At 43.0% G+C, this 18,592-nt stretch carries 26 protein-coding genes; 2 read left to right on the top strand and 24 right to left on the bottom strand.

The window, feature by feature from the left end; all coding sequences use genetic code 11:
- Positions 1-33 precede the first annotated feature (33 nt).
- Positions 34-693 (bottom strand): MtnX-like HAD-IB family phosphatase, encoded by a 660-nt coding sequence (locus EAL2_RS00965; RefSeq protein ID WP_025434578.1) that lies wholly within the window; start codon positions 691-693, stop codon positions 34-36.
- Between the two features lie 215 nt (positions 694-908).
- Here EAL2_RS00965 and EAL2_RS00960 point away from each other — a divergent pair, with 215 nt between their 5' ends.
- Both EAL2_RS00960 and EAL2_RS00955 read left to right on the top strand, forming a co-directional pair.
- Positions 909-2,339, top strand: coding sequence for a nicotinate phosphoribosyltransferase (locus EAL2_RS00960; RefSeq protein ID WP_025434577.1), 1,431 nt, complete (start codon positions 909-911; stop codon positions 2,337-2,339).
- A 135-nt stretch (positions 2,340-2,474) separates the two neighbouring features.
- On the top strand, positions 2,475-2,717 hold the full coding sequence (locus EAL2_RS00955; RefSeq protein ID WP_025434576.1) for an AbrB/MazE/SpoVT family DNA-binding domain-containing protein: 243 nt from the start codon (positions 2,475-2,477) through the stop codon (positions 2,715-2,717).
- A gap of 94 nt (positions 2,718-2,811) precedes the next feature.
- On the opposite strand, the gene rsmI is transcribed toward EAL2_RS00955, so the two are convergent.
- The 23 genes from rsmI to rplO all read right to left on the bottom strand — a co-directional run bounded on the left by rsmI (position 2,812) and on the right by rplO (position 18,574).
- Positions 2,812-3,651, bottom strand: coding sequence for a 16S rRNA (cytidine(1402)-2'-O)-methyltransferase (gene rsmI, locus EAL2_RS00950; protein ID WP_025434575.1), 840 nt, complete (start codon positions 3,649-3,651; stop codon positions 2,812-2,814).
- A 2-nt stretch (positions 3,652-3,653) separates the two neighbouring features.
- The gene (locus EAL2_RS00945; RefSeq protein ID WP_038602121.1) at positions 3,654-4,406 is read right to left on the bottom strand and encodes a tRNA1(Val) (adenine(37)-N6)-methyltransferase; all 753 of its coding nucleotides are present in this window, start codon (positions 4,404-4,406) and stop codon (positions 3,654-3,656) included.
- A 129-nt stretch (positions 4,407-4,535) separates the two neighbouring features.
- On the bottom strand, positions 4,536-5,420 hold the full coding sequence (locus tag EAL2_RS00940; RefSeq protein WP_025434573.1) for a PSP1 domain-containing protein: 885 nt from the start codon (positions 5,418-5,420) through the stop codon (positions 4,536-4,538).
- A complete protein-coding gene (locus EAL2_RS00935; protein ID WP_025434572.1) occupies positions 5,414-6,355 on the bottom strand; it encodes a DNA polymerase III subunit in 942 nt (313 codons plus the stop codon). The genes EAL2_RS00940 and EAL2_RS00935 overlap by 7 nt, the downstream gene beginning before the upstream one ends.
- Before the next feature lie 88 nt (positions 6,356-6,443).
- Positions 6,444-7,130 carry a dTMP kinase gene (locus EAL2_RS00930; protein WP_025434571.1) on the bottom strand — a complete coding sequence of 229 codons (687 nt, stop codon included), beginning with the start codon at positions 7,128-7,130 and terminating at the stop codon, positions 6,444-6,446.
- A 272-nt stretch (positions 7,131-7,402) separates the two neighbouring features.
- Positions 7,403-7,795, bottom strand: coding sequence for a 30S ribosomal protein S9 (gene rpsI / locus EAL2_RS00925; RefSeq protein WP_025434570.1), 393 nt, complete (start codon positions 7,793-7,795; stop codon positions 7,403-7,405).
- Positions 7,796-7,830: 35 nt separating this feature from the next.
- Positions 7,831-8,259, bottom strand: coding sequence for a 50S ribosomal protein L13 (gene rplM / locus EAL2_RS00920; protein ID WP_025434569.1), 429 nt, complete (start codon positions 8,257-8,259; stop codon positions 7,831-7,833).
- 135 nt (positions 8,260-8,394) lie between these two features.
- Complete coding sequence (gene truA / locus EAL2_RS00915; RefSeq protein WP_025434568.1) at positions 8,395-9,129, bottom strand: tRNA pseudouridine(38-40) synthase TruA; 735 nt, start codon at positions 9,127-9,129, stop codon at positions 8,395-8,397.
- A gap of 6 nt (positions 9,130-9,135) precedes the next feature.
- Complete coding sequence (locus tag EAL2_RS00910; RefSeq protein ID WP_025434567.1) at positions 9,136-9,936, bottom strand: energy-coupling factor transporter transmembrane component T family protein; 801 nt, start codon at positions 9,934-9,936, stop codon at positions 9,136-9,138.
- Positions 9,933-10,796: an energy-coupling factor transporter ATPase gene (locus tag EAL2_RS00905; RefSeq protein WP_025434566.1), complete on the bottom strand. Its 864-nt coding sequence runs from the start codon at positions 10,794-10,796 to the stop codon at positions 9,933-9,935. Before EAL2_RS00905 ends, EAL2_RS00910 begins: the two co-directional genes overlap by 4 nt.
- Complete coding sequence (locus EAL2_RS00900; protein ID WP_025434565.1) at positions 10,787-11,617, bottom strand: energy-coupling factor transporter ATPase; 831 nt, start codon at positions 11,615-11,617, stop codon at positions 10,787-10,789. Before EAL2_RS00900 ends, EAL2_RS00905 begins: the two co-directional genes overlap by 10 nt.
- Before the next feature lie 176 nt (positions 11,618-11,793).
- Positions 11,794-12,135, bottom strand: coding sequence for a 50S ribosomal protein L17 (gene rplQ, locus EAL2_RS00895; protein WP_025434564.1), 342 nt, complete (start codon positions 12,133-12,135; stop codon positions 11,794-11,796).
- A gap of 17 nt (positions 12,136-12,152) precedes the next feature.
- Positions 12,153-13,100 carry a DNA-directed RNA polymerase subunit alpha gene (locus EAL2_RS00890; protein WP_025434563.1) on the bottom strand — a complete coding sequence of 316 codons (948 nt, stop codon included), beginning with the start codon at positions 13,098-13,100 and terminating at the stop codon, positions 12,153-12,155.
- Positions 13,101-13,157: 57 nt separating this feature from the next.
- A complete protein-coding gene (rpsD, locus tag EAL2_RS00885) occupies positions 13,158-13,778 on the bottom strand; it encodes a 30S ribosomal protein S4 (RefSeq protein ID WP_025434562.1) in 621 nt (206 codons plus the stop codon).
- A gap of 22 nt (positions 13,779-13,800) precedes the next feature.
- The gene (gene rpsK, locus EAL2_RS00880; protein ID WP_025434561.1) at positions 13,801-14,196 is read right to left on the bottom strand and encodes a 30S ribosomal protein S11; all 396 of its coding nucleotides are present in this window, start codon (positions 14,194-14,196) and stop codon (positions 13,801-13,803) included.
- Positions 14,197-14,218: 22 nt separating this feature from the next.
- The gene (gene rpsM / locus EAL2_RS00875) at positions 14,219-14,590 is read right to left on the bottom strand and encodes a 30S ribosomal protein S13 (RefSeq protein ID WP_025434560.1); all 372 of its coding nucleotides are present in this window, start codon (positions 14,588-14,590) and stop codon (positions 14,219-14,221) included.
- Between the two features lie 124 nt (positions 14,591-14,714).
- Positions 14,715-14,828, bottom strand: a complete 114-nt coding sequence (gene rpmJ / locus EAL2_RS00870) for a 50S ribosomal protein L36 (protein WP_025434559.1) — start codon at positions 14,826-14,828, stop codon at positions 14,715-14,717.
- 17 nt (positions 14,829-14,845) lie between these two features.
- Positions 14,846-15,064, bottom strand: coding sequence for a translation initiation factor IF-1 (gene infA / locus EAL2_RS00865; protein WP_025434558.1), 219 nt, complete (start codon positions 15,062-15,064; stop codon positions 14,846-14,848).
- A 24-nt stretch (positions 15,065-15,088) separates the two neighbouring features.
- Entirely contained in the window at positions 15,089-15,367 is a 279-nt protein-coding gene (locus EAL2_RS00860) for a KOW domain-containing RNA-binding protein (protein WP_025434557.1), read from the bottom strand.
- A 28-nt stretch (positions 15,368-15,395) separates the two neighbouring features.
- Positions 15,396-16,148: a type I methionyl aminopeptidase gene (gene map, locus EAL2_RS00855; protein WP_025434556.1), complete on the bottom strand. Its 753-nt coding sequence runs from the start codon at positions 16,146-16,148 to the stop codon at positions 15,396-15,398.
- The gene (locus tag EAL2_RS00850; protein WP_025434555.1) at positions 16,148-16,798 is read right to left on the bottom strand and encodes an adenylate kinase; all 651 of its coding nucleotides are present in this window, start codon (positions 16,796-16,798) and stop codon (positions 16,148-16,150) included. Before EAL2_RS00850 ends, map begins: the two co-directional genes overlap by 1 nt.
- A gap of 60 nt (positions 16,799-16,858) precedes the next feature.
- Positions 16,859-18,127, bottom strand: a complete 1,269-nt coding sequence (gene secY, locus EAL2_RS00845; RefSeq protein WP_025434554.1) for a preprotein translocase subunit SecY — start codon at positions 18,125-18,127, stop codon at positions 16,859-16,861.
- Entirely contained in the window at positions 18,128-18,574 is a 447-nt protein-coding gene (gene rplO / locus EAL2_RS00840; protein WP_025434553.1) for a 50S ribosomal protein L15, read from the bottom strand.
- Positions 18,575-18,592: the final 18 nt, after the last annotated feature.

The raw sequence follows: 18,592 nt of genomic DNA, 5'->3' as shown, positions 1-18,592 counted from the left end.
GTTTTATTGCTTTCTAAAATGTTATAGCATTTTTTATTCTATGTCAATAAGCAGCTTTAAAATATTGGCCCTCATATGGCTCAGAACATCCGAAAAATCGCTATATTCCACAAAGGCAATGCCTTGCTCCTTTAGCAGACTTGCCAGGTCTCCCTTGGCGTATATTATGTCTGCAACTAGTCCTGCGCATCTGTCTGAATGACCATCTCCCACGTATATAACCTTCCTGCCGGTCTTTAGGAGTTTAATTATTTCAAACTTGCAGCTCCCGCATTTGCTGCAATTCCTGCCTTTGTTTGGAAAATATCCTTTAAGCCCCGAAGGCTCGAATTTTATCTGATTTGAAAAGCATTCTATTCCTGCCAGATCGTTTTGCAAAAGCACGGGATCTATCAGCAGGTCGTACCCGTCGCTTACAATATACAGCTCTATTCCGGCAGAGGCAAGCTCATCCTTGAACTCCTTGAAGTAAGGATCAATTTCCATGCTTCTTGAAAATCTCTCGAGCTCAGCCGGCGTTATTTTTATCATGTCAAGCAGCATCTGGCTTATATGACTTGCATCATGTATGCCCTCCTGCCAGAGCCTGTCAAGCGCCCTCCAGTCATCCACTGCATAGCTTTTAACAAGCTCGAAGCATGTATCCTTCAGCGTAATCGTACCGTCGAAATCACAAACTACAATATAATCCACATCAATCACTCCTGCGCTGCATTCTCTCGTTTATATTATATCACACTCATCTTGAAAAACAATCAAGCTGGCCTTTTTGTGCGTTGACCTCTTTGAGCAATATAATGACGCCTCACACATTGGTTTAATTGAATTTTGCTTTTTGTGTTATAATGACTTTGTATGTTTTTTTGACATAAAAATAATTATCGAGCAAATTTACAAAGGTGGTGCTCATGAAAAATCTAACACTTCTTACCGATCTTTATCAACTCACCATGATGAATGGTTATCTCAATGAAGGCATTCAAGACGACATCGTTGTCTTTGACATGTTTTTCAGACGAAACCCATCCTCGGGAGGCTATACAATAGTTTGCGGTATAGAGCAGCTTGTGGACTACATAAATGGGATTCATTTCAACCCTGAAGATATAAAATACCTAAGAGAACTTGGTCTTTTTACTCCCGAATTCCTCGACATGCTTGAGAACTTCGAATTTACAGGTGACATATACGCAGTAGAGGAAGGCACATTCATGTTCCCCGGAGAACCCATAATACGGGTAAAGGCTCCTCTCTTCCAGGCTCAGCTGATCGAAACAACGCTGCTCAACATAATCAACTTTCAGTCGCTTATTGCCACAAAGGCCTCCAGGGTATGCCATGCAGCCCAGGGTGATCCCGTATTGGAGTTTGGTCTTAGAAGAGCTCAGGGTCCGGATGCCGGCATATACGGATCCCGCGCCGCAATCATAGGCGGCTGCAACGGAACCTCCAATGTGCTTGCCGGCAAGATGTTTGACGTACCAGTAGCCGGAACGCATGCTCACAGCTGGATACAAAAATTCGACTCCGAATATGACGCCTTTATGGCTTATGCGCGCTCTTATCCGGACAAGGCAATGCTGCTCGTAGACACATACGACGTGCTCAGCAGCGGACTTCCGAATGCAATAAAGGTATTCGACGAGATAACAAAGCAAGGCCACAAGCCAATGGGCATAAGAATAGACTCGGGCGACCTGGCTTATCTTTCCAGGATGTCCAGGCTTATGCTTTCTCAGGCAGGCTACAGCGACATTTCGATAACCGCATCAAATGACCTTGACGAATACAGGGTGCAGGAGCTCAAAAATATGGGCTGTGACATTAATTCCTGGGGTGTTGGCACAAAGCTAATAACCTCTAGCGACTGCCCTTCACTGGGCGGAGTTTACAAGCTTTGCGCTGCATCTGACGGAGAAAAACTGGTTCCAAAGATAAAAATATCGGAAGACCCCGAGAAGATTACGAATCCGGGGTTCAAAAAGGTTGTGCGGATATTCACAGGCGAAGGCCAGGCAGAGGCTGACCTTATAATGCTTGAAGACGAAGAAATAGATACCAAGAAGCCTCTTACCATATTCCATCCTGTGTACAACTGGAAAAAGAAGACGTTCACCAATTACTCCGTGCGCGAACTTCTAAAACCCCTCTTTGTCGGCGGCAAATGCACCTACAAGAAACGCCGCGTTATGGAGATACGTGATTTTGTAAAAAGCGAAATGGAAACCTTGGGCGCACATTACAAGCGCATATCCTCACCTGAAACATACAAGGTAGACCTTTCAAACAAGCTCTGGCTTCTCAAAAGACAGATGCTCCACGACTCAAAGGGAGAATAACGTCAGTTTGTTAATAAAATTTTCAAATAAAATTATGGCAATTATAAAATAAATGTTGACTTTTATTGCCAATATTGTTATTATTTAATTAGCTTATTTTGTCGAAAAATGCTATATCATGAGGAGGGTTTTAATTTGAAATCTACAGGAGTTGTAAGAAAAGTAGACGAACTGGGAAGAATAGTAATACCAATAGAGCTTAGAAGAAATCTGTCAATTGCAGAAAAGGACGCTCTTGAAATCTACGTTGACGGAGAGTCAATAATACTTAAAAAGTATGAGCCAGCCTGCATTTTCTGCGGAAATGCAAAGGACATAAAGGTATACCAGGGCAAGAATATATGCCCTGAATGTCTAAACAACATTTCAAATCTGTAGAAAAAAGGCAGACGCTTGTCTGCCTTTTTTATTTCGCTTTTCAATTCATTTTGTAAAGTGGCGGTTATAATATGGTTTAAATTTTCCGTGCGTTCTATATATCGTGCACTTCCTTATATACATCATTTTTTGCAATTCCTCTTTTTTTTGCGACAGTTTTTATCGCTTCTTTTTTGTCCATACCCTGTGCATCCATTAGATACTCTACATACTCCCTGTGGCCCATGCCTTCAGTAATGTCATCTTCAATCTTTTTTTCCTCTTTAGACCCCTCCACTATGAGTACAAATTCACCCCGCGGCTGATTTTTCGAAAAATGCCCGATTGCATCCTGCAGGCTGGTTCTGATATTTTCTTCATGCAACTTAGTTAGCTCCCTTGATATGCATACCCTTCTGTTGCCCAAGCCTTCAAGCATGTCGGAAAGCGTGTGCAAAAGCCTGTGAGGAGCCTCGTATAATATCACTGTGGCTTTTTCATATCGGAGCTCTTCTAGCTGCGCTCTTCTTTCCTTTTTGTCCCTGCTCAAAAATCCAAAGAAAAGAAACCTTCCTGTTGGAAGTCCTGAGCCTACAAGCGCGGTCACAAACGCACTGGCACCGGGAAGCACCTCGACTTCTATTCCATTTTCTATTGCAAGCCTCACAGCGTCTTCTCCCGGATCAGATATCCCGGGCATACCCGCATCCGATACAAGCGCGATATTCTGGCCTTCAAGTAGCTTTGCAATCATTTCGCTTCCCTTAGAGAACTTGTTGTGCTCGTGATAGCTCATAAGTGGCTTCGATATGCCATAGTGATTAAGCAGCCTTATTGTCCTTCTTGTATCCTCTGCTGCTATTATGTCGACCTCCTTGAGTACATTCAATGTTCTCAGGGTTATGTCCTCCAGATTTCCAATTGGTGTTGCGCATATATAAAGTTTGCCGTTCATATCTATATCACCCCTATGCTCTCACTTGAATATATGTCCCTTATCTGGCGGGTATATTCGCCTGAGGCTTCATAAATATAAAGAGGCTCGAGTATCTTTAGCTCCGGCTTGCCTCCCTTTGTAAATTGAATCAGCATCATGTTGGGACTCTTGCCGGCACTCGGATGCACAAACCTTATCTGCTTTGGTTCCAGCTTATAGCTTCTGGCAAGGCATATTATATCCGCCAGCCTTGTAGGCCTGTGAACCATAAAAAACTTGCCTCCGCTCATTAAGAGCCTTGACGCCATGCAGATGACATCCTCGAGCGAGCACATTATCTCATGCCTCGATATGGCCTTCTTATCATTCGGATTCTTCACACCGGCAGGATGCATATACGGGGGGTTCGATGTTACCACATGGAACGTATTGAGCTGCAGGCGCGTTGGTATGTCCTTAATATCCATATTTATTATTTCAACTCGCTCCTCAAGGCCGTTTAGCTCCACAGAGCGCCTTGCCATGTCTGCTACCTCCGCTTGAATCTCCACGCCCAAAACGCTCGCGGCACTGCTTTTTCCCGCTATTAGTATCGGTATTATGCCTGTGCCCGTTCCAAGGTCAACAACTCTCTCGCCTGCTTTTGCCTTTGTAAAATTGGCAAGCAGCACGGCATCAACGCCAAAGCAAAATCCGCCGGTATCCTGTATTATCCGCAGGCCGTTTACCTGCAGGTCGTCTATTCTCTCGTTATCCTTAATCTCTATATCCATGTCCATATCTACTCCATAATATTGATGGCATATCCAGCCTTTAAATGGCCATACACGCCTCCATAAAATTTTAATCCAGACAATATTCAAATTCAATTAAAAAAAGCGGCATGACCGCTTTTTTATGAATTATTTATCGCTCTCAAGCTGCTTCAGCTCTTTTGCAAGCTCCGCATCAATTGAATCCTGCTTGCCCTTGCTCTTTTTAGGCGCTTCTATCAGCTTTATTTCATGAAGCTCGAATTTCCTAAGCTCCTTTGCTTCGTCCAGAAATACATTGAGCCTTTCTCCCAGTATATCCACAGCTGATACGACTCCCTTTCCAAAAGGAGTCATTACTATTGAATTTACAGGAGGAATTTTACCGAGTGTTTCCTCATATGTCGCATGCTCGTAGTTGAGGCAGCAAAACAGCCTGCCGCAGACTCCCGATATCTTGGTTGGGTTGAGTGAAAGACTCTGATCCTTGGCCATCTTGATGGATACCGGCTGAAAATCGCCAAGCCATGTCGCACAGCAAAGCGACCTTCCGCAGCAGCCAAGGCCTCCCAATGATTTTGCCTCGTCCCTTACGCCAATCTGCCTTAGCTCTATTCTGGTTTTGAATACAGCGGCAAGATCTTTAACGAGTTCTCTAAAATCCACCCTGCCTTCAGCCGTGAAATAGAATATGAGCTTGTTTCTGTCAAATGTATATTCAGAGTCTATAAGGTACATGTCAAGCTTATGGCTTTTTACCTTATCGTTGCAAACCTGGAATGCCAGCATGGCATCTTCCTTGTTCTTTTGATTTGCATATATGTCTTCGTCTGTGGCTATCCTTATTATTGGTTTGAGAGGAGATATTATTTCAGAATCCTCAACCTCCTTGACACCCACGACTATTTTACCAAACTCAAGGCCCCTGACAGTCTCAACTATAACATGCTGGCCCTCAAGCGGCTCGAATTCATTAGGGTCAAAATAATATATTTTGCCGGCTTTTTTGAATCTTATTCCAACGACTTTTACCATCTTATCACCTCTTGTATATTTAAAAGCATGGCCTGGACACTAATGGCAAGGTTGCAGTTACTCCTAAGCCTCTTTTTACAGTTGTCCAATTCTTCTATTATTCGAAGTATCTGACCTGTTGAAAATTTGTCCCCCACGCTGTCGATAAAATCTCGTCTGTCGAGATTTATTATGAAATCTTTGTCGCAATCCATCTTTATAAGTGCCATATCTCTGAAATATGTGGCTATTATGTCTAGTATCTCGTCTGCACCGTCTTTGTTGCTTTCAAAAAATGATGAGAGCGAAAATATATTGACCGTATTCCCTGCCAGTAATGTTTCTATGAGCCGTTCTGTCTTTTCCCTGAAATCCGAAAATTCCTGTGACTCTATGAGGTTGAGAGCCCTTGAAAGAATCCCGTTTGAAAACGCCGCTATTGCATGAGCTCTCTCGCAGGAGAGCTGCTTGGATTCAACCAGATATCCCTGCACCTGCTTTTGTGAGAGAGGAAAAAATCTCACAAGTTCGCATCGCGAAGCCACTGTAGGCAGCAGCACCGACGAGTTTTTGCACAGCAATATTATAACTGCGTATTCAGGAGGCTCTTCAAGAGACTTCAAAAGGCTGTTTTGCGCCTGAATTGTCATCTTGTCTGCCTCATCAAGCAAATACACCTTTCTTTTCCCATACGGCCTTATAAGTATGTCCTGGCACAGGCTCCTTATCTGAGCTATCTTGAAGGACGCCCCGTCAGGCTCTAGCATGCAAAAGTCCGGGCTATTGCCAGGCTCCTTGCCTTCGAGCAGCAGCCTGGCGTACTCCAGGGCAAATGTCTTCTTTCCTATCCCCGATGGGCCTTCAAATAGATATGCATGGCTAATCCTGCCTTTTTCAACCGAATTTATTATAAACCTCTTGGCAGTTTCCTGACCCAAAATAGTATCAAAGCTCATTTGAACTGTTTCCTCCAACAAATTGCATGCATTTTACTCTCTATTATATCATAAGTTTACATATAAATATCTGCTTAAAATCAGCAGCCTAAGCCTTATGTATAGCTTCTATTATGCAGCTGTATATTTCATCGTGTATTTCATCTATGGTCCTTAGATTACCTTCCCTGACGCAGTCTACAGACTTCCAGCCGTATTTGCTTGCTATTTGGCGTGCATTTTCATATGTCTTTACAAGATAGTCACAGCTTTTTTCATGGATGTCCTTTTCAGACTCGCCCGTGAACTTGTTATTTCTCTCCCTCATGAGCTCGATGCTCACGCTCGGGGGCATATCAAGAAAAATCACCTCGTCAGGCTCAGGCAGCCTGAATTTTTCAAACTCAAAATCCACAAGCCACTCAAGATACTCTTCCTTTTCGGCCTCATCCTCTATCTTTGAAGCCTGGTGAACCATGTTCGACGTGGTGTACCTGTCGGCTATGACTATCCCACCGGCCTCATAGAACTCCCTCCAGTTTTTCTGGAATGAAGCGTATCTATCCACAGCATAAAATGCCGACGCCGCATAGCAGTTGACATCCTCGGGCCTATCGCCGAACTCCCCTTTAAGATACATCTTGATAAGCGCTGACGAGTCGCTCTCGTAGTCTGGGTATTCTACCTTCCTTACGTTGAAGCCTTCCGCCAGGAGCCTTTCAAAGAGCCTAAGCGTCTGCGTGGCCTTCCCGCTAGAATCCGTTCCGCTTTCTATCACAAAGAGTTTTCCCTTCATTTTTCCCTCCATCAAATCATAAAATACATTTAGAATATATTCATATCTTGAAAAATCTGTCCTGTGTGGAAAATAATGTGGATAAGTTCGGAGGCACTGGCACTTAGACATATTCCAAATGCTTATCTCTATGGATGTTATCCACATTATCCACAGTCTTTTGTGGGATTTTATCAATATATCTACATGACACATCTCTATTATAGTACCTCTATTTGGAAACAAAGGCAATAAAAAAGACCCCAATACTATTGGGGTCCATATAGAGCATATTATCTCTTTGAGAACTGCGGAGCTCTTCTTGCTGCTTTGAGTCCGTATTTCTTTCTTTCCTTCATTCTAGCATCCCTAGTTAGGAATCCAGCCTCCTTAAGTACTGGTCTAAGCTCAGCATCTGCCTTTAAAAGAGCTCTAGACAGTCCGTGTCTTACAGCACCTGCCTGTCCTGTAAATCCGCCGCCTTCTACTGTAACGAATATGTCATATTTTCCTTCCGTTTCAGTTATTACTAGAGGCTGCTTAACTTCAGTCTTAAGCGTTTCATAATCGAAATACTCATCCAAATCTCTTTTATTTATTGTTATTTTTCCTTCGCCTGGAATAAGTCTAACCCTAGCAACTGCATGCTTTCTTCTTCCAGTTCCGTAAAATTGTACGCTTGCCATCTAAAAGTCCTCCCTTCTTCCGCAAAAATCTGCAACTATATGTTTAGTGCTTCTGGCTTTTGAGCTTCGTGATCGTGAACCGAGCCTGTATAAACTCTAAGTCTTGTCATCATTCTGCTTCTAAGCTTATTCTTTGGAAGCATTCCTTTAACTGCGTGCATTATGACTTCTTCAGGCTTTTCTGCCATCATTCTTCTGTATGGTATTTCCTGAAGGTTTCCAACATAGCCTGTGTGGTATCTGTAAAGCTTCTGATCAAGCTTTTTACCAGTAAGCTTAACTTCACCCGCATTGAGAACTATTACAAAGTCTCCTCCATCAACATGCGGAGTGTATGTCGGCTTGTTTTTTCCCATTAGTACCATTGCTATTTGAGAAGTAAGACGTCCAAGAGTCTTTCCCTTAGCGTCAACTACGTACCATTTTCTTTGAACTTCGCTTGGCTTAGCTACATAAGATTTCATACATTTCCCTCCTTACTTACATTCCTAATGATACTCATTTTATCATTATATATAATAGCTTCCGGGGCTGTGTGGTCTATTATAATAACATACCATATTATTTTAATATATCATTGCATACATGTCAAGAAAAAATTAGTAATACACTTCGCTCAAAAAAAGTCCCTCCGGCGGCGCAGTCTTGCCTGCCCTCGTCCTGTCCCCCGAGCTTATTATGTCTGGGATTTCTTGCGGCTCAATCTTGCCAAGCCCCACATATACAAGCGTTCCCGCAATTATCCTTACCATGTTGTAGAGAAATCCGTCTCCGCTGATGTGCAGCTCCAGAATATCGCCTGATTTTATTAGCTCTGCTGAATGTATTGTCCTGATGCTCGTATTTTCAGATCCACCAGTAGATTTAAATGCGCTAAAATCGTGCTTTCCCACAAAATGCGCAGCAGCCTCCTGCATCGCCTCAAAATCAAGTCTTCGCGGCACATGCCATGCAAAGCCCCTGTGTATAGGCGACCTTGCAGCCCTGCTGTGGATTTTGTATATATACTTCTTGCCCTTTGCACTAAACCTGGCGTGGAAATCCATATCCGCCTCAGCAGCGCTGACAACTGCAATGTCATGCGGTAACACGCTGTTTAATGCCAGCGGCAGCTTTTCCATAGGCACTTTTGTACTTGTTTTAAAGCTGACACACAATCCGAGCGCATGAACGCCCGCATCGGTGCGGGAGCTTGAATATATTTTGGGCCGTTCCCCGGTAATCTTCTCTATCGCCTCCTCCAGCTTTCCCTGGATAGTTACGGCATTGTTTTGTTTTTGCCATCCGGCGTATCTAGTTCCCCTGTATTCGAGTATTAGTCTTAAATTCTTCATGATCGCCTACCATATCCATCTGGACGCCACTATGAACGCAATATATACGCCCATAAACGCGTATGCCACATAGTCGCGCTTTTCCATCACAAGCTGCTTCATCCTTGTCCTGTTTTCTCCGCCCCTATAGCACCTTGCCTCCATTGCCATTGCAAGCTCGTCTGCCCTTCGAAATGCGCTTATGAACAGCGGCACAAGCAGCGGTATCATGTTTTTTGCCCTGCTTACAAGATTCTTGCCTTCAAAGTCAGCCCCTCTTGCCATCTGTGCTTTCATTATCTTGTCTGTCTCATCGAGCAGTGTCGGTATGAATCTTAAGGCTATTGTCATCATCATCGCAAGCTCGTGCGCAGGTACCCCGATTTTCTTGAACGGATTCAGGAGTATTTCAATGCCGTCAGTAAGCTGTATGGGCGATGTCGCAAGCGTAAGCAGGGATGTTCCCACTATTAGCAGCATTAGCCTTATGACCATGAATAATCCCTGCCTTGTTCCCTCCTCGCTGATTTTGAATATTCCCGCCTCCCAAATAATTCTGCCGGGAGTCAAAAATACGTTTATTACGAGCGTAAGCAACAGCAGCGGAAGCAGCGGCTTTAGCCCTTTGAGTATATATCCGGGAGGGATTTTCGAGAGCCCTATGGCAAGTCCCAAGAAAACAAACACTGCAATATAGGGAATGAACGAGTCTATTACAAAAAGTGATGCCATGAATGCAAACGTGCTTATTATCTTAACCCTTGGATCAAGCCTGTGAAGCAATGATTCACAAGGGTAGTATTGTCCTATTGTGATGTCTTTAATCATAGCTTGCCGCGCTCCTTCATGTATTTTACTATCTCGTCCCTTGCCTCCTGCAATGTTATTATGTCAGGCCTTATGTCAAAGCCCCGTTCTCTTAGTCTGTTGACAAGCTCAAGCACAGACGGGACTCCTAGTCCAATTTCCTTGAGTCTATCCTCATACTTGAACACATCTCGCGGAGTTCCCGATATTTCCACATTACCTCTGTTCATCACTATTATTCTGTCCACAAGCTTGGCCATGTCCTCCATGCTGTGCGACACTACTATTATTGTCGTAGCGTATTTTTTGTGAAGAGCCTTTATCTGCGAGAATATTTCGTCTCTCCCCCTAGGGTCGAGTCCTGCAGTGGGCTCATCGAGTATAAGCACTTCCGGCTTCATAGCGATTACTCCTGCTATGGCAACCCTTCTTCTTTGCCCTCCCGAGAGCTCAAAAGGCGATCTGTCCTTTAACTCTTCATAATCAAGGCCCACAATCTCCATTGCTTCCTTTACACGCTCTCCTATTTCCTCTTCCGATATTCCCAAATTTGCAGGGCCGAATGCTATATCCTTTTGCACAGTCTCCTCGAATAGCTGGTATTCGGGATACTGGAATACTAATCCTACCTTTTTTCTTACATTCGTAAGGTTCACTCCCTGAGCAGTTATGTCAAGGCCGTTTATCTCTATGCTGCCTGAAGATGGCTTCAAAAGACCGTTCAGATGCTGTATGAGCGTTGATTTACCTGAGCCAGTGTGGCCTATAAGGCCTATGAACTCTCCCTTTTCGATCTCGAGGTTAACCCCGTCGAGGGCCCTGCTTTCAAAAGGGCTTTTGGGGTTGTATATGTGGACTAAATCCTTAACTATTATAGACATAAGCTGTTCACCATCTCATCTACAGTAAGTATGTCACTGTCAATTTTTATTCCGGCCTTGCCCAGCTCGTACGCAAGCTCCGTCATGAACGGAACGTCAAGCCCCAGGCCCTTTAACTTCTCTACCTGTACGAATATCTCGCGCGGCCTTCCTTGCATCACTATGCGTCCTTCCTCCATAACTATGACCCGGTCGGCGTCTACCGCCTCCTCCATGAAGTGAGTTATGTGTATTATAGTAATCCCTTCCTGCTTGTTGAGTTTCCTTATTGTGCTCATTACCTCTATTCTGCCGGAAGGATCGAGCATTGCGGTTGACTCGTCAAATATTATGCAGTCCGGCTTCATAGCAATTACTCCAGCTATTGCCACCCTTTGTTTTTGTCCTCCCGAGAGCAGATGTGGCCCTTTTTCTCTAAATTCGTACATGTCGACAGCTTCAAGAGCTTCCTTGACACGCCTTCTGATCTCGCCGGACTCTATTCCCAGGTTCTCAGGTCCAAAGGCTACATCCTCCTCGACTACAGTGGCCACTATCTGATTGTCAGGATTCTGGAATACCATACCCGCAGCCTGTCTTATATCCCAAAGCCTCGAGTCGTCTCTTGTATCCATGCCCTTGACTGTTACAGTTCCTCTAGTCGGCTTGAGTATTGCGTTAAGATGCTTTGCGAGTGTTGACTTGCCGGAACCGTTATGCCCGATTACAGCTATGAATTCGCCGCTGCTTATGCCCATGTCTATGCCATCAAGAGCCTTTAGCGTTCCATCCTCTTTTGCATATTCAAACTCAACGCCTTCAACGCTTATTATATTTTCCATGTGTATTCTCTCCAGTGTAGTATTATAAGCTCATTAGTAACGTTCAATTTCCATTATATAAAAATAAAAGGCATTTTAAAATATACCTTCATATAAAAATTCCCACTTTTGTAATGTATGAATTTCTTCATGCATTACAAAAATGGGAATTAAGCATGCGCCTAATTCCCTGGATGTTATACTAGCTCTATGATGGCCATTTCAGCTGCATCGCCTCTTCTTGGACCAACTTTCATTATTCTTGTATATCCACCGTTTCTTTCAGTGTAATTCTTTGCTATTTCGTCGAAAAGCTTTGTAACAACCGCTCTGTCTAGCACATATGCAAGTGCTTGACGCTTAGCATGAAGGTCTCCCCTTTTGCCAAGAGTAATCATCTTCTCAGCCACTCTACGAACTTCCTTTGCTCTTGTCTCTGTAGTCTGTATTCTTCCACTTCTTAGAAGGTCCGTAACAAGGTTTCTAAGCATGAGATTTCTATGAGCTGTAACACGACCTAGCTTACGCTCTTTAGCCATGACTATACCTCCTTCGCCTAATCTTCACTCGGTTTGAGACCCAGGCCAAGCTCTAAAAGCTTTCTATCAACCTCTTCAAGCGATTTCTTTCCTAAGTTTCTAACCTTCATCATATCTTCTTCTGTCTTTGATGTGAGCTCTTCCACAGTATTGATTCCAGCCCTCTTGAGGCAGTTGTACGATCTTACTGAAAGATCAAGCTCCTCTATTGTCATCTCAAGAACCTTTTCTTTCTTGTCCTCTTCTTTTTCCACCATTATTTCAACATTACCCACATGCTGAGTAAGGTCTATGAACAGATTGAGGTGCTCCACAAGAATTTTTGCCGCCAGCGAAATCCCTTCCTGAGGGTTTATGCTGCCATTAGTCCATACCTCGAGTATGAGCTTGTCATAGTCAGTTATCTGACCGACTCTTGTATTTTCAACCTTATAGCTTACCTTTTCAACAGGTGTGTATATTGAATCTATAGGTATTACACCTATTGGCATGCTGCTTGTTTTGTTGTTTTCTGCAGATACATAGCCTCTTCCCTTGTCCACATTGATTTCCATGTAGAGTTTAGAGCCTTTTTCCATAGTCGCTATATGCAAGTCGGAGTTGAGTATCTCAACATCCGGAGGACATATTATGTCGCCCGCAGTTATAACTCCTTCTCCTTCAGCGTCGATTATGAGCGTCCTTGGTCCGTCACCGTCAATCTTAGCCGAAAGCTCCTTTAGGGAAAGTATCATTTCTGTTACATCCTCTTTTACTCCGGGTATAGTCGAAAATTCATGAAGAACTCCGTCTATCTTTGCAGATGTTACTGCAACTCCAGGAAGTGAAGAAAGCAGTATTCTTCTTAGGGCATTGCCTATTGTGATTCCATAACCTCTTTCCAAAGGTTCTACTACGAACGTGCCGTACTTTCCATCCTGGCTGAGCTCGACAATTTCCACTTTGGGTTTTTCTATTTCAATCATCTAATGCCCCTCCTTATTAGGTTTAAATGCTTCGAGGGTAGCCATATCGCCACTTTATTACTTAGAGTATAGCTCTACAATTAGATGTTCTGCTATTTCCAGGTCTATATCTTCTCTAGTTGGAAGAGAAACAACTTTTCCTGACATTGCTTCTACGTTAACTTCCAGCCAGTTTGGAACAACTCTTGTAAAGTTTTCAACAAGTGACTTAAGCTTTGCTGACGATCTTGACCTTTCTTTAACAGCTATAACATCGCCTACTTCAACAACCATTGACGGAATGTTTGCCTTATGTCCGTTCATTGTGAAGTGTCCGTGTCTAACTAATTGTCTCGCTTCTTTTCTTGAGTTAGCAAGGCCCATTCTGTAAACCACGTTGTCTAGTCTTCTTTCAAGAAGGCTAAGTAGGTTTTCACCAGCCATTCCGTTCATCTTTTCAGCTTTTTCAAAAAGATTTCTGAACTGAGTCTCAAGAATTCCGTATATCCTCTTAACCTTTTGCTTCTCTCTTAGCTGTATACCATATTCAGATGATTTTTTTCTGCCTTGTCCGTGCTGTCCCGGCGGATAGCTTCTCTTCATTGCACATTTATCTGTATAGCATCTGTCGCCTTTAAGGAATAGTTTCATTCCTTCTCTACGGCAAAGTCTGCACGATGCTTCCGTATATCTTGCCATTAATTTACACCTCCTGTTTCTACTAGACTCTTCTTCTCTTTGGTGGCCTACATCCATTGTGAGGAATTGGCGTAACGTCTTTTATCATTGTTATCTCAAGTCCAGCCGCTTGAAGAGATCTTATCGCTGCTTCACGTCCGGCTCCTGGTCCTTTAACAAATACTTCGATAGACTTAAGGCCATGAATCATTGCAGCTTTTGCAGCTTCTTCTGCGCACATTTGAGCAGCAAAAGGAGTCGACTTTCTAGATCCCTTGAATCCAACTTGTCCTGCAGTCGCCCATGATATGACATTTCCCTTTACGTCTGTAAGAGACACTATTGTGTTGTTGAATGTAGATTTTACGTGAGCATGTCCACGTTCGATGTTTTTACGCTCTCTTCTCTTTACACGTGAAACCTTTTTTGGCTTAGCCATTACTGTTTTCCCTCCTTACCTACTATTTTTTCTTTTTACGAGAAACAGTTCTCTTAGGTCCTTTTCTAGTCCTTGCATTAGTCTTAGTCTTTTGACCTCTCAAAGGAAGACCCTTAATGTGACGAATTCCTCTGTAACATTTGATATCTTTAAGTCTCTTGATGTTAAGCGCTATTTCTCTTCTCAGATCGCCCTCAACAACATAATCTTCGTCTATTATTCTTCTTAGTGTGTTTACTTCATCTTCAGTAAGATCCTTGATTCGAGTATCAGCATTTATTCCAGCAGCTGATATTATCTTGTTTGAAGTATTTCTTCCGACACCGTATATATAAGTTAGACCGATTTCCACTCTCTTATCTCTTGGTAGATCGACTCCAGCGATTCTCGCCATGCTGTTTTACACCTCCTACATAATAACCGTTTTATAGCGTAGGCTTTAATTTATCATAAACTGCATAAATGCCACAACTAAGTATTATAATACATTAAAACCCAAATTGCTATATTTATATTTGCTAACCTTGTTTTTGTTTATGCTTTGGATTTTCGCAGATAACCATTACTCTACCTTTTCTCTTAATTATCTTACATTTTTCACAGATAGGCTTTACAGATGGTCTGACTTTCATCCTTATCCCTCCTTAGACTACTTCTTGCGCCATACTATCCTTCCCCTTGTAAGGTCGTAAGGAGACATTTCTATGGTAACTTTATCTCCCGGAAGTATCCTTATAAAGTTCATTCTTAGTTTTCCCGAGATATGTGCAAGAACAACATGATCGTTCTCCAGCTTTACCTTGAACATTGCATTCGGCAAAGACTCAACAACGGTTCCTTCAAGTTCAATTACATCTTTTTTGGCCATTAAGCAACTTACCTCCCATTTGGATTAGGATCTAAGGCCTAATTTTTCGAGTTCTCTTCGTAAAAATGCGTTATTTATCTTATCGCCGCCTGACAACCTTTTGGCTAGCTCGTCTGAGAAAGTACTCAGCTTTACTATATGCTTTACTTTTTTAAGCTTAGGATTGTCAATGCGTCTCATGTCTCCATCAGCTACCATGACATAGTTTTCATCAACTACTCTAATTACAAAGAATATGCTGCCTTTATCGCGTCCGGCCTTAGATTTTACTGCTTGTCCCACTTTGAATTCATTGTTTTCCATGTTCAAAAAAGTCACCTCTTTGACTGGCTTACCTGCTTATGCAAGTTAAAAGCCTGGGTTCGTCCTTTGTAATTGCGATAGTGTGTTCATAATGGGATGACTTCTTCCCATCAACCGTTACCGCCGTCCAGCCGTCGCCTAAAACTCTTACATGATAGCTGCCTGCATTCACCATAGGTTCTAGTGCAAGCACCATACCTTCCTGAAGCCTTGGGCCTTTTCCAGGAGGGCCATAGTTGGGTATTTGCGGATCTTCATGGAGATTTGCGCCCACTCCGTGTCCTACAAAATCTCTGACAACAGAAAATCCGTTTGCCTCAACATATGCTTGAACTGCATGAGACATATCCGAAAGCCTGAATCCGACTTTTGCAAATTTCAAGCCTTCGTAAAAGCTTTGTCTTGTGACCTCGATAAGCCGCTTGTCTTCATCACTTATGTTTCCGACGCCATGGGTCTTTGCCGCATCGCCATGATAACCCTTGTAGTAAGCTCCTATATCAAGGCTTATTATATCGCCCTCTTCAAGTGCTCTTGTACTTGGAAATCCATGAACCACCTGCTCGTTCACAGATGCGCATATGCTAGATGGAAATCCTCCGTATCCTTTGAAGGAAGGTTCTGCTCCGCAGCCTCTTATATGTTTTTCCGCAATTTCATCGAGTTCAATTGTGGTTATACCAGGCTTTATGCGTTCTCGTAAAAGCTCATGCACTTCGGCCACAATCCTGCCTGCATCCGCCATAAGCTCTATTTCATTTGGCGACTTTATTACAATCATTAAGCTTCACTTCCTAAAGCCTTAACTATATCTTCAAGCACCTTGCCTATAGACTGCTGTCCGTCTATATTGACTAGTATTCCTTTTTGAGTATAGTATTCTACAAGAGGAGTGGTCTGATCAAGATAAACCTCTATCCTCTTTGTCACTGTCTCTTCATTATCATCATCTCTCAGGTAGAGCTCTCCACCGCAAATGTCGCATTTTCCAGCTTCTTTTGAAGGGTTGAACTCTATGTGGAAGGCTGCTCCGCAATTTCTGCACATTCTTCTTCCCACGGCTCTGCCTATCAATATGCTCTTGTCAACTTCTATGTTGACTACCTTGTCGAGATTCATGTTCATTCCGCCTAGAACCTTGTCCAGTTCGTCAGCCTGGTTTACTGTCCTTGGAAATCCATCAAGCAGGAATCCGGCCTTGCAGTCATCCTCCATAAGCCTTGACTTCACGATTTCAACTACAAGCTCATCTGGAACCAACAGTCCCTTGTCCATGTAGTCTTTCGCCTGCTTTCCAAGTTCAGTTCCCTCTTTTATATTCTTTCTAAATATATCGCCTGTTGAAATATGAGGAATGTCATATTTTTGAACTATGCTTAAAGCTTGTGTACCCTTACCTGCACCCGGAGGGCCTAAAAGTACCAATCTCATTCCATCATCTCCCTAAGTGTTTTGACTGCAAGGGGATATGCATCCCCTCGAGCAGTATTGTTATTTCAAGAATCCCTGATAGTGTCTCATTAGCATTTGCTGCTCAACTTGCTTCATTGTCTCAAGTGCAACTCCGACAACTATCAGAAGCGATGTTCCTCCAAACTGAAATGGAAGGTTTCCAAACTGTATCATCATCGAAGGCAGAGCCGCAACAAGTGCTAGGAATATCGCCCCTGCAAAAGTAAGCCTGCTTGATACGCCTTGCAGAAAGTCCGCAGTCGGCTTTCCTGGCCTTATGCCCGGAATAAATCCTCCGTTGTTTTTCATGTTATTTGCAACATCTACCGGATTAAACATTATAGCCGTGTAGAAATATGTGAAGAATATTATAAGCAATGCTTCAAATGAAATGTATATCCAAACTCCGGGGCTCGCTGCTGGCGAGAACCATTTGGTTATGAACTCCTGGAATCCACCTTTCACAAACAAGGCTATTGTTTGTGGAAAATAAAGAACAGACACTGCGAATATTACCGGTATAACACCCGCTTGGTTTACCTTGATAGGTATGTGTGTACTTTGTCCACCATACATCTTTCTTCCTACGACTCTTTTAGCGTATTGGACAGGAATTCTTCTTTGTCCCTGCTGAATAGCTATTACAGAAACTATAATAGCCAACGCTAGTACAGCAAATACTACTAGTTTTATTGGATTGAGCTCTCCGCTTTTAACAAGCTGTAAGCTGTTAAGTATAGCACCCGGAGCTCTAGAAATTATACCTATGAATATTATTAAAGACATGCCGTTTCCGATTCCGTTTTCAGTAACCTTTTCTCCAAGCCACATAAGGAAGGCTGTTCCCGCTGTGAGCGTTAATATTACTACTAGTGTAGAGAAAAAGTCGGGGCTTATAAGCGCGTTCCTGAAAAGTCCGACGCTTATGCCTACCGCCTGCATGAGTGCAAGCACTATTGTTCCATATCTTGTGAACTGCGCCATCTTTTTTCTGCCTTCTTCGCCCGACTTAGCCATTTCTTCAACGCTTGGCAGGGCTATTGTAAGCAGCTGCATTATGATTGACGCAGTAATATATGGTGTTACACCGAGTGCGAATATTGTAAAGTTTGAAAATGCTCCTCCGGCAACCAGATCGTAGAACGAGAGTATGCCGGCGTTTTCAACTACCTGCCTTACATAATCTATGTTTATGCCAGGCACTGGTATTGAAGCACCTATCCTGAATATCACTATCATCATAAGTGTATACAACAGTCTTTTTCTCAGATCAGGAATCTTCCAAGCATTTTTCAAGGTAGAAAGCAATTAGATCACCTCAGCTTTTCCACCAGCCGCTTCTATTTTCTCAACAGCAGACTTAGTGAACTTACTAGCTTTCACGCTCACGTTCTTTTCAAGCTTTCCGTTGCCTAGTATTTTAACTCCGTCTTTTTCAAGTTTTCTTATTACTCCGCTCTCTACAAGTAGCGCTGGAGTAACTTCAGTTCCGTCTTCAAATCCGTTTAGTTTATCAACATTAATTATTGAATATACTTTTTCGAACACGCTGTTGTTGAATCCACGCTTTGGAAGTCTTCTGAATAGAGGCATCTGACCTCCCTCGAATCCTGGCCTTACGCCTCCGCCAGAACGAGAATTTTGTCCTTTCTGACCACGAGTTGCTGTCTTGCCGTGTCCAGAACCAGTACCTCTACCAACTCTTTTCTTGCTCTTTACTGCACCTTCCGCCGGCTTGAGTTCATGTAGTTTCATAGTTACACCTCCTTACTT

The sequence above is a fragment of the Peptoclostridium acidaminophilum DSM 3953 genome (genome assembly GCF_000597865.1).
Taxonomy (GTDB): Bacteria; Bacillota; Clostridia; order Peptostreptococcales; family Peptostreptococcaceae; genus Peptoclostridium_A; species Peptoclostridium_A acidaminophilum.
Note: the sequence above shows the minus strand (reverse complement) of the source record. Positions and strands in the feature narration are given on the sequence as shown.